We start from the raw sequence: 11,013 nt of genomic DNA, 5'->3' as shown, positions 1-11,013 counted from the left end.
CCCACTGCGAACCCTGCCCCGGAAACACCAACACCGGAGCAGGCAGATCCCGCGCGACGGCCGCTGCGTCGCTGCCGTTCCGCACCACGCCGTCCAACCCGGACACCAACTCCGCGGCGTCCCGCCCCCACACCACCGCACGGCACCCCCACACCGCACGGCCCGCGGCCAGCGTGTGCGCCGTGTCGGTCGGAGGGACGTCCGTGCGCCGGGTGGCCCAGTCGCGGAGCTTGGCCGCCTGGTGGCGCAGGGCTGTCTCGGAACGGGCGGAGAGGACCCAGGGCACCAGGCCGCCGACGCCACCGCGGCCACCTACATCACCGGGATCACCCGGGGCCCCGGGCCCGTGCGGTTCGGGCCGCACGGCAGTATGCGAGGTAGGCAACCCCGGCGCCTCCTCCAGCACCACATGGGCGTTGGTGCCGCTGATGCCGAACGAGGAGACGCCGGCGCGCCTGGGGCGGGTGTCCGAGGGGGGCCAGGCGACGGGTTCGGCGGCCAGTTCGACCCGCCCGGACGCCCAGTCGACCTGCGGTGACGGCGCGTCCACGTGCAGCGTGCGCGGCAGTACCCCGTGCCGCAGCGCCAGCACCATCTTGATCACACCCGCCACACCCGCAGCCGCCTGCGCATGACCGATGTTCGACTTCACCGAACCCAGCCACAACGGCTCACCACCCGCCCCGCGCTCCTGCCCGTACGTCGCAAGCAACGCCTGCGCCTCAATCGGATCACCCAACCGCGTCCCCGTACCATGCGCCTCCACCACGTCGACATCGGCGGCGGTCACGCCCGCATTGGCCAGGGCCTGGCGGATCACCCGTTGCTGGGCGGGGCCGTTGGGGGCGGTGAGGCCGTTGGACGCGCCGTCCTGGTTGACGGCCGAGCCGCGGACCACGGCCAGTACCGGGTGGCCGTTGCGCCGCGCGTCTGACAGCCGTTCCACCACGAGCACACCCGCGCCCTCGGCTGCACCCATCCCGTCGGCTCCCGCGGCGAACGCCTTGCACCGACCGTCTGCGGACAGGCCCCGCTGGCGCGAGAACTCGATGAAGAACTCGGGCGTTGACATCACCGTCACGCCGCCGGCCAGTGCCAGGTCGCATTCGCCCGCGCGCAACGCGCCGACGGCCAGGTGGAGTGCCACCAGCGATGACGAACAGGCTGTGTCGATGCTGACCGCTGGGCCCTCAAGCCCGAGTACGTAGGCGACCCGCCCGGATGCGACGCTGGCCGCGCTGCCGTAGCCCGCGTAACCCTCCACCTCTTCGGGGAGGGTGGCAAGTCGGCTGGCGTAGCCGTTGTGGATGATGCCGGCGAAGACTCCGGTGTTGCTGCCGGTCAGCGAGGTGGGGTCGATGCCGGTCCGCTCCAGGGCCTCCCAGGAGGTCTCCAGGAGCAGCCGCTGTTGGGGATCCATGGCCAGGGCCTCGCGCGGCGAGATGCCGAAGAACTCCGGGTCGAAGTCGCCGGCCGAGCCCAGGAATCCACCGGCGCGGGCGTACGTCGTGCCGGGCCGGTCGGGGTCGGGGTGGTAGAGGGACGCCAGGTCCCAACCCCGGTCGGTGGGGAACTTCGCCACGGTGTCGTCACCGGCGGCCAGCAGCCGCCACAGGTCTTCCGGGGTGTCCGCGCCGCCGGGGAACCGGCAGCCGATGCCGACGATGGCGATCGGTTCCTGCACGTCCCTGACCAGCGGCTGCGCCGGCACCGCTGCCGTCGTGCCGGTCCCGGCGTCCGGGGCGGTGCCGGTGAGCTGCTGCACCAGGTGGTCGGCGAGGGCGGTCGGGTTCGGGTAGTCGAAGACGAGGGTCGACGGCAGCCGCAGCCCGGTCGCGGTGTTCAGTCGGTTGCGCAGTTCGACGCCGGTGAGGGAATCGAAGCCGGTGTCCTTGAAGGGGCGGCGGGCGGGTACGCGGTCGGTCGTGTCGTGCCCCAGGGTTGCTGCCGCCTCGGCCCGTACGAGATCGAGGACGGCCGGCGTGCGGTCCGCAGCCGGCAGGGTGGCGAGGCGCGCGGCGAGTGGCTGGTGCCGGTCGCGGGGTGGTGTACGGGACGTCGTCGTGCCCAGTACGTCCGCGAACAGCGGGGGCAGCGAGTGCGCGCGGGTGCGCAGGTCTGCCAGGTCGAGCCGGGCCGGAACGAGGGTGGTGTAGGGGGTGTGGAGCGTCGCGTCGAAGAGGGTGAGTGCCTCGGCGGCGGGTATCGGGACGGCGCCGGTGCGCTGCCAGCGGGCAAGGTCGACCGCGCCGAGTCGACCGCCCATGCCTCGGGACTCGTCCCACAACCCCCAGGCCAGCGAGGTGCCGGGCAGGCCGAGGGTGCGGCGGTGCGCGGCGAGGCCGTCGAGGAAGGCGTTGGCTGCCGCGTAGTTCCCCTGCCCCGGGCCGCCGAACGTCGTGGAGCCCGAGGAGAACAGGACGAACGCGGCCAGTTCGGTGTCCCGGGTCAGCTCGTGCAGGTGGAGCGCGCCGTCCACCTTGGGGCGGAGCGACCGGTCGAGTTGTTCGGTGGTGAGGGTGGCGATGGTGCCGTCGTCGACGACGCCGGCGGTGTGGATGACGGCGGACAGCGGGTGGCCCGCTGGGATGTGGGCCAGCGCGCCGACGAGCGCGGCGCGGTCGCCCACGTCACAGGCGACCAGGGACACCGTCGCGCCCAGCCCGGACAGTTCGGCGACGAGTTCGTCCGCACCGGGAGCGGCCTCACCCCGACGCGAGAGCAGCAACAGGTTGCGTACGCCGTGGGCCGTCACCAGGTGCCGGGCGACCAGCCGGCCCAGGCCCCCTGTCGCGCCCGTGACCAGCACCGTTCCCTCGGCCGGCAGCACACGGCTGGCGGCGCCCACCGGCTCCACCCGAGTGAGCCGGGGTACGGACTGCCGCCCCGCGCGCAGCGCGAGCTGTGGTTCGCAGGTGCCGAGGGCGGTGGGGAGTGCGGCGACCGACGCGTCGTGGTGGTCGATGTCGATCAGGGTGAGCCGTCCGGGGTGCTCGGCCTGCGCGGAGCGCACCAGCCCCCATACGGCCGCCGCGGCCAGGTCCGCCACCTCGTCACCGGTGTCCGTACGCACCGCGCCCCGGGTGAGCAGCACCAGTCGGGACGCGGCGAGACTGTCGTCAGCCAACCAACCCTGGAGCAGCCGCAGCGTGTCCGCGAGGGTGTCTCGGGTACGGGCGGAGAGTTCGACGTCGGGCCCGCCGCCGGCGACGGCGGTCAGCAGTACGGCCGGCCCTGCGGCGGTGGCCTCGGCGATCGTCGGGTGGAGGGCGGCCGGCCGGGCTGTTTCGGGCAGCCTGTCGAGCAGGTCGAACGGGTCGGGGCCGACCAGGGCCCACGGGGTGACGTCGGTGGTGTCCGGTGTCGCGGGGCGCCAGGCCACCCGGAACAGCGAGTCGCGTCGGATCGCCCCGGGCGTGCGGAGTTGCTCAGCCGACACGGGCCGCACCACTACGGCACCGACCCGCGCCACCGCCCGCCCCGACGTGTCCGCAAGCTCCACGCCCACCGTGTCATCGGCCGAGGGGGACAGGCGCACCCGAAGCCCGGCGGCCCCGGCGGCGTACAGCCGCACACCGCGGAAGGAGAAGGCGATTCTTGCCTGGTCAGCGCTGCCGCCCGCAGCCCTGCCGGGGTCACGCCCGCCGTCGTCGCCGGGCCGACCGCCATCGACCAGCGCGTGCAAAGCGGCGTCGAACAGCGCGGGGTGGATGCCGTACGCGGCGCCCTCGTCCGCCAACTCCGCCGGCAGCTCGACCTCGGCGAAGACCTCGTCGCCGAGGCGCCAGGCCGCACGCAGCCCCTGGAAGGCCGGGCCGTAGTCGAGGCCGGCAGCGGCCAGCCGCTGGTACGCCCCTTCGACATCGAGCGGCGCCGCCCCGGCCGGCGGCCACGGCGTGACCGTGCGGTTCTCATCGGCGCCCTGGGCGGGCTCGGTGGCGGGCACCACGGTGCCCGACGCGTGCCGGGCCCAGTCGGCGTCCGCACCGGATTCCGCGGCACGCGCATGGACGGCCACCGACCGGGCGCCGCCCGCGTCCGATGCCCCCAGGGCCACCTGGAGGTGCACGCTTCCCGTCGCCGGCAGGGCGAGCGGAGCGTGCAACGTCAGCTCCTCCACCTCGCCACAGCCGACCGCGGCCCCGGCGCTCAGGGCGAGCTCCACGAGGAGCGTCCCCGGCACGATCACCGTGCCCAACGCCTCGTGCTCCCCCAACCAGGGGAAGTCCGCCAACGACACCCTGCCCGTGAAGACCGTGCCGGCACCATCCGCCAACTCCACCGCGGCACCCAACAACGGATGCCCCACCGCACTCTGCCCCCACCCCGCGGGATCGCCCGCTGCGCCCCCAGCACCGATCCAGTACCGCTTGCGCTGAAACGCGTACGTCGGCAAATCAACCCGCTGCGCACCGGCGAAGAACCTCGCCCAGTCGACCCTCACACCCTGCGCGAAAGCCGAGGTCAGCGAGCGTGCCAACCGCTCCGGACCACCCTCACCACGACGCAGCGTCTCCACCACCACACCCGAACAACCCAACTCATCAAGCGTCTCGGAGAGCGGAGCCAGCAACCCCGGATGCGGACTGCACTCGATGAAGACACTGTGCCCGTCAGCGACCGCCGCAGCCACGGCCTCCCGCAGCCGTACGGTCTGCCGCAAGTTGGTGAACCAGTACTCCGCACCCATCACGGACGTGTCCGCCAACAACCCACCCGTCACCGTCGAGTAGACGGGAACCGACGACGCATCCGGCACCACCCCAGCCAACAGATCGACCAACTCGCCACCAACTGCGTCCATCTGCGGGGAGTGCGAGGCGTAATCCACCGGCACCCACCGCACCCACACGCCGTCCTGCTCGTACGCGGTGACCAGCTCGCGCAGTGCGTCCACTTCACCGGAGAGCACCACGCTCGAAGGCCCGTTCTCCGCCGCGACCGAAACCACCTCGCCCAGGCCAGCCGCCTCGACCCCAGCCCGTACGACCTCCGCCGCAAGCCCCACCGACACCATCCCCCCACCAGCCGGCAACCCCCGCAACACCCGGCTCCGCAACACCACCACCCGCAACGCATCCTCAAGCGACAACACCCCCGCCACACACGCAGCAGCAATCTCACCCTGCGAATGTCCGATCACACCACCAACCCGCACCCCACACGACTCCCACCACCGAGCCAACCCCACCATCACCACAAACAACACCGGCTGCACCACATCCACCCGCCCCAACAACCCCCCACCCTGCGACTCATCCCGCAACACATCCAAAAGCGACCACTCCACCAACCCCTCCAACACCACCGCACACTCACCCACCACCCCCGCAAACACCGGGCAAGACTCCAACAACCCCACCGCCATCCCCACCCACTGCGAACCCTGCCCCGGAAACACCAACACCGGCAGCGGCAACTCACCCTCCACACCAGTACCGCCGCAACCGTCGTCCGCCACTCGGCTCAGTCCGGCGACCAGTTCACCTGCGTCCCGGCCCCACACCACCGCTCGGCACGCCAACTCCGCACGGCCCGTGACCAGTGACCAGCCGAGGTCGTCGGCGCGTGCCTCGGGGTGTTCGCCCACCCAGTTCGCCAGCCGCGTGGCCTGCTGGCGCAGCGCCTCGTCCGACTGGGCCGAGATCACCCACGGCACCAGCCCTCCCACCCCGGACGTCTGCCCCTCGGCACCATCGGTCGTCCCACCCTCCGGTTCGACGGACTCCGGTGCGGGTGGGGCTGATTCGAGGATCACATGGGCGTTGGTGCCGCTGATGCCGAACGAGGAGACACCCGCTCGACGCGGCCGATTCACATTCGGCCACTCCCGGGACTCCGCCAAAAGCTCCAACTGCCAGGTGGACCAGTCGACATGCGGCGACGGCGTGTCCACGTGCAGCGTGCGCGGCAGCACGCCGTTCCGCAGCGCCAGCACCATCTTGATCACACCCGCCACACCCGCAGCCGCCTGCGCATGACCGATGTTCGACTTCACCGACCCCAGCCACAACGGCTCACCACCCGCCACACGCTCCTGCCCGTACGTCGCAAGCAACGCCTGCGCCTCAATCGGATCACCCAACCGCGTCCCCGTACCATGCGCCTCCACCACGTCCACGTCCCGTGGCGACAGCCGGGCGCGTCGCAGGGCCGCGCGCATCACGCGTTCCTGTGCGGGGCCGTTCGGGGCCGTCAGGCCGTTGCTCGCCCCGTCCTGGTTGACCGCCGACCCCGCCACCACGGCCAGCACCTCGTGGCCACGCCGGCGCGCGTCCGAGAGGCGTTCCAGCAGCACCAGGCCCACGCCTTCGGAGGCACCCATGCCGTCGGCCGCGGCCGAGAACGCCTTGCACCGGCCGTCGGTCGACAGACCGCGTTGGCGCGAGAACTCCAGGAAGAAGTCGGGTGTGGACATCACCGTGACGCCGCCGGCGAGCGCCAGGTCGCATTCGCCGGAGCCGAGCGCCTGCGCCGCCAGGTGCAGCGCGACCAGCGACGACGAGCACGCCGTGTCCACCGTCACCGCGGGGCCTTCGAGGCCAAGTGCGTACGCGACCCGGCCGGAGGCCACGCTTGCGGCGTTGCCGGTGATCAGGTGCCCTTCCACACCGCGCGGCACGGTGGCCATCGGCGGTACGTAGTCGTGCCCGCTCATGCCGGCGAAGACCCCGGTGCTGCTGCCGCGGAGCGAGGCCGGGTCGATCCCCGCCCGCTCCACCACCTCCCACGCCGTCTCCAGCAGGAGGCGCTGCTGTGGGTCCATCGCCAGCGCCTCGCGGGGCGAGATGCCGAAGAACTCCGCGTCGAACTCAGCGGCACCGGACAGGAACCCGCCGCGTCGCACGTACGTCTTCCCGACCCGCGCCGGGTCCGGGTCGTACAGTCCCGCAACGTCCCAACCACGGTCGGTGGGGAAGTCACCCACCGCCTCGACGCCGGCGGTCACCATGCGCCACAGGTCCTCGGGACCACCCACGCCGCCCGGGTAGCGACAGGCCATCCCGACGACCACCACCGGGTCGTCTGCCACCCCGGCGGGGTCGGCGTCGCGGGCCACGGGTGTGGGGGCGTGCGGGGTGTCGTCGGTGAGCCGGGTGAGGAGGTGGTCGGTGAGGGCCGTCGGGGTGGGGTGGTCGAAGACCAGGGTGGCGGGCAGCCGCAGTCCGGTCAGGGTGGCCAGCCTGTTGCGCAGTTCCACGCCGGTGAGAGAGTCGAAGCCCAGGCTCTTGAAGGGCAGGTCGGTACGGATGGCGCCGGGTGTGTCGTGACCCAGTACGAGCGCGGCTTCGGCCCGTACGGCACTGAGCAGCAAGGGGGTGCGTTCGTCCACCGGCAGGCCCGACAGGCGCTGGAGCAGCGGCGGCTCCTCGGGGTGGTGGCCCTGGGCGGCTGTGGTGCGGGGGCTGACGAGGTCGTGCAGCAGGGGGTGCGTGGGCTGTTGGGTGGCTTTGCTGCGCAGTGCGGGCAGGTCGAGCCTGGCCGGGACGAGGGCTGCGCTCGGGGTGTGTCGGGCGGCGTCGAGCAGGGCCAGGCCCTGCGCCGTGCTGAAGGGTACGATGCCGCCCCGGGCCAGCCGCTTCAGGTCGGCGACCGCCAGGTGTGCGGTCAGCCCGCTGCGTTCTGCCCACAGCCCCCAGGCCAGTGCGGTGCCGGGCAGACCGTGGGCCCTGCGGTGGGTGGTGAGGCCGTCGAGGAAGGCGTTGGCCGCCGCGTACCCGCCCTGACCTGCAACGCCGAGGGTGCCGGCGATCGAGGAGAAGCAGACGAAAGCGGCCAGGTCGGCGTCCTGGGTTAGTTCGTGGAGGTGGGTGGCTGCGTCGACCTTGGCACGTAGGGCCCGGTCCACCTGGTCGGGGGTGAGGGTCGCGACGGGTGCGTCGTCGAGCGCACCGGCGGTGTGGAAGACGGCGGTGAGCGGGTGGGCATCTGGTACGGCGCGGAGCAGGCCGTCCAGGGCGGACCGGTCGGCCGCGTCGCAGGCGACGACGGTGGTTTCGGCACCCAACTCTTCAAGTTCCGCCACGAGCGCGGCGACTCCCGGCGCGTCCGGTCCCGACCTGCTGGCGAGCAGCAGGTGCCGGGCGCCGTATGTGGCGGCCAGGTGGTGGGCGAGGCGCCGGCCGAGCGTGCCCGTACCGCCGGTGATCAGCACCGTTCCATCGGGGCGCGGCGTTTGCGGCACCGTGAGGGCGACCTTGCCGACGTGGCGTGCCTGGCTGACGAAGCGCAGTGCGTCGGCTGCCTGTCGGACGTCCCAAGCCCGGACGGGCAGCGGGGTGAGTGCGCCGCTTTCGAAGAGTTCGACGAGCTCGTTGAGCAGTTGGTGGATGCGGTCCGGGCCGGCGGCGTCGACCAGATCGAACGCCTGGTAGCGCACTCCGGGTTGGTCGGCGGCGACGCGGGCCGGGTCGCGCAGGTCCGTCTTGCCCATCTCGACGAACCGGCCGTCGGGCGCCAGCAGCCCGAGCGAGGCGTCCACGAACTCGCCCGTCAGGGAGTTCAGTACGACGTCGACGCCGCGCCCGCCGGTCGCGTCGTCCACGTGTCGCGCGAAGTCCAGGTCGCGCGACGAGGCCAGGTGGGTGGCGGGCACGCCGAGTGCGCGTACCGCCTCCCACTTGGCCGGGCTCGCGGTGGCGAACACGGTGCCGCCCCAGTGGTGGGCGAGTTGGGTGGCCGCCATGCCCACCCCGCCCGCCGCCGCGTGGATGAGGACCGATTCCCCGGCCCGCAGCCCGGCGAGGTCCCGCAACCCGTAGTAGGCGGTGAGGAAGACGACCGGGGTGGTGGCCGCCTGGGCGAAGGTCCAGCCCGCCGGCATACGGGTCACCATGCGCTGGTCCGTCACGACGGTGGCGGCGAACGCCCCGCTGCACAGGCCCATGACCCGGTCGCCGGGCCGCAGGTCCCGCACCCCGGGGCCGACGGCCTCCACGACACCGGCCGCCTCGGCGCCGATGACGGCCTCACCCGGGTACATGCCGAGGGTGATCAGGGCGTCGCGGAAGTTGACCCCGGCGGCGCGCACGCCGATCCGCACCTGGCCGGCGCCAGGTTCCGGGAGCGGGGCGCGGTCTGGCGTGGTGGGCGTGACGACGGTGAGGGCGTCCAGGGTGCCGCCGGGCCCGGACACGACCCGCCAGGGTGTGTCCCCCTGCGGCAGGGTGAGGGCCGCCTGCGGGTCGGGGTTGGCGAGCCGGGGTGTGAGCAGGTTACGGCCCCGCACCGCAACCTGCGGCGCGCCGGTGGCCAGCAGGTCCCGGAGGAGTTCCGGGGTCAGGGTGTCGTCGGCGTCGACAAGTACGAAATGGCCGGGGTGTTCGGTCTGGGCGGTGCGGATCAGGCCCCAGACGGCCGCCTGGGTGAGGTCGGTGACGTCCGCGCCGGACTCCGTACCGACGGCCCCACGGGTGAGGAACACCAGCCGGGCGGTGGCGTCCCGGCCTGCCGCGAGCCAGCCCTGCACCACATCCAACGCCGCGTGCACGGCCGCCGCGACGGCTGCGGGGGCGGGACCGGGGACGGCAGGGTTGGTGGGGCCGGGGGCGGGGCCGGCGCCACCGGCGGCGAGGGCCAGCACGGTGACGTCAGGCAGCGGATCGGCCGCAGCGGCCACCGACGCGAAGTCCGGGTGGTTCTCCCAGCTCACCCCGGCCGGGGGCGGACCGTCGAACGGCGCCCCGTCCCCGATCACCGCCCACTGCTGGGCCCCGGCCGCGGGAGCGGGCAGCGCTGCGGGGCGCCACGCAACGTGGTAGAGCCAGTCCGTGACCGGCGCCGCGGAGGCGGCGAGCTGGTCGGGGCTCATCGGCCGCAGGGTCAGCCCCTCGGCGGTCGCCACCGGCCGCCCGGCGGCATCCGCGACCCGTACGGAGAGGGTGTCCCGGCCCGTGCGGGTGACGGCGACCCGCAGCACGGACGAGGGGGTGCCGGTCACGGACACCCGCTGCCAGGTGAAGGGCAGCAGCGTCGCGTCGGCGTCCGCAACGGCCTGCGCTGCGGCGGGGTGCAGAGCGGCGTCGAGCAGCGCCGGGTGCACGAGGAACCCGGGCGTGGCGGCGTGCTCATCGGCCAGGGCGAGATCGGCGAAGAAGGCGTCACCTCGCTGCCAGGCGGCCCGTACGGCACGGAAGACCGGACCGTACGCGTACCCGAACTCCGCCAACTTGTCGTACACGGCGGCAGGTTCCAGCGCCTGCGCACCCTCCGGCGGCCAGACGTCCAGGCTGGACCCCACTGCGGGCGTCGTCGCGGACAGGATGCCGGTGGCGTGCCGGGCCCAGGGTTGCTCGGGGCTCTCCTCACCCGGGGCCGCCTCGGGACGGGAGTGCACGGTCAGCGCGCGGTTCCCCGCCTCGTCCGGGGCCTCCACCGTGACCTGGAGCCGTACCGCGGTCGATTCCCGCAGCACCAGCGGTACGTGCAGGGTCAGCTCTTCGAGCGACCCGCAGCCCACCTCGCCGCCCGCCCAAAGACCCAGCTCCACGAAGGCCGTACCGGGCACCACCACCGAACCGGCCACCGCGTGATCGGCCCACCACGGCTGCCCCGACAACGACAACCGCCCACTCCACAGCCACCCCGCACCACCGGCCAACTCCACCGCGGCCCCGAGCAACGGGTGTCCCGCAACAGCCATCCCCCACCCTGCGGGGTCACCCGCCGCGTCCTCGCCCTCGATCCAGTACCGCTTGCGCTGGAACGCGTACGTCGGCAAATCAACCCGCTGCGCACCGGCGAAGAACCTCGCCCAGTCGACCCTCACACCCTGCGCGAAAGCCGAGGTCAGGGAGCGTGCCAACCGCTCCGGGCCGCCTTCACCACGACGAAGCGTCTCCACCACCACACCTGAACAACCCAACTCGTCAAGCGTCTCAGAGAGCGGGGCCAGCAACCCCGGATGCGGACTGCACTCGATGAAGACGGTGTGCCCGTCAGCGACCGCCGCAGCGACCGCCTCCCGCAGCCGTACGGTCTGCCGCAAGTTGGTGAACCAGTACTCCCCATCCA

General features: G+C 73.0%; 1 protein-coding gene. It reads right to left on the bottom strand.

Annotation, left to right across the window (positions count from 1 at the left end; translation table 11 throughout):
• A partial coding sequence (locus tag ACMA1D_RS31480) for an SDR family NAD(P)-dependent oxidoreductase (RefSeq protein WP_414727393.1) occupies positions 1-11,013 on the bottom strand: 11,013 nt, incomplete at both ends.

Origin of the sequence: Streptomyces sp. 796.1 (assembly GCF_047525675.1) — a bacterium.
Taxonomy (GTDB): Bacteria; Actinomycetota; Actinomycetes; order Streptomycetales; family Streptomycetaceae; genus Streptomyces.
This window is presented reverse-complemented; position numbering and strand designations above follow the sequence as displayed.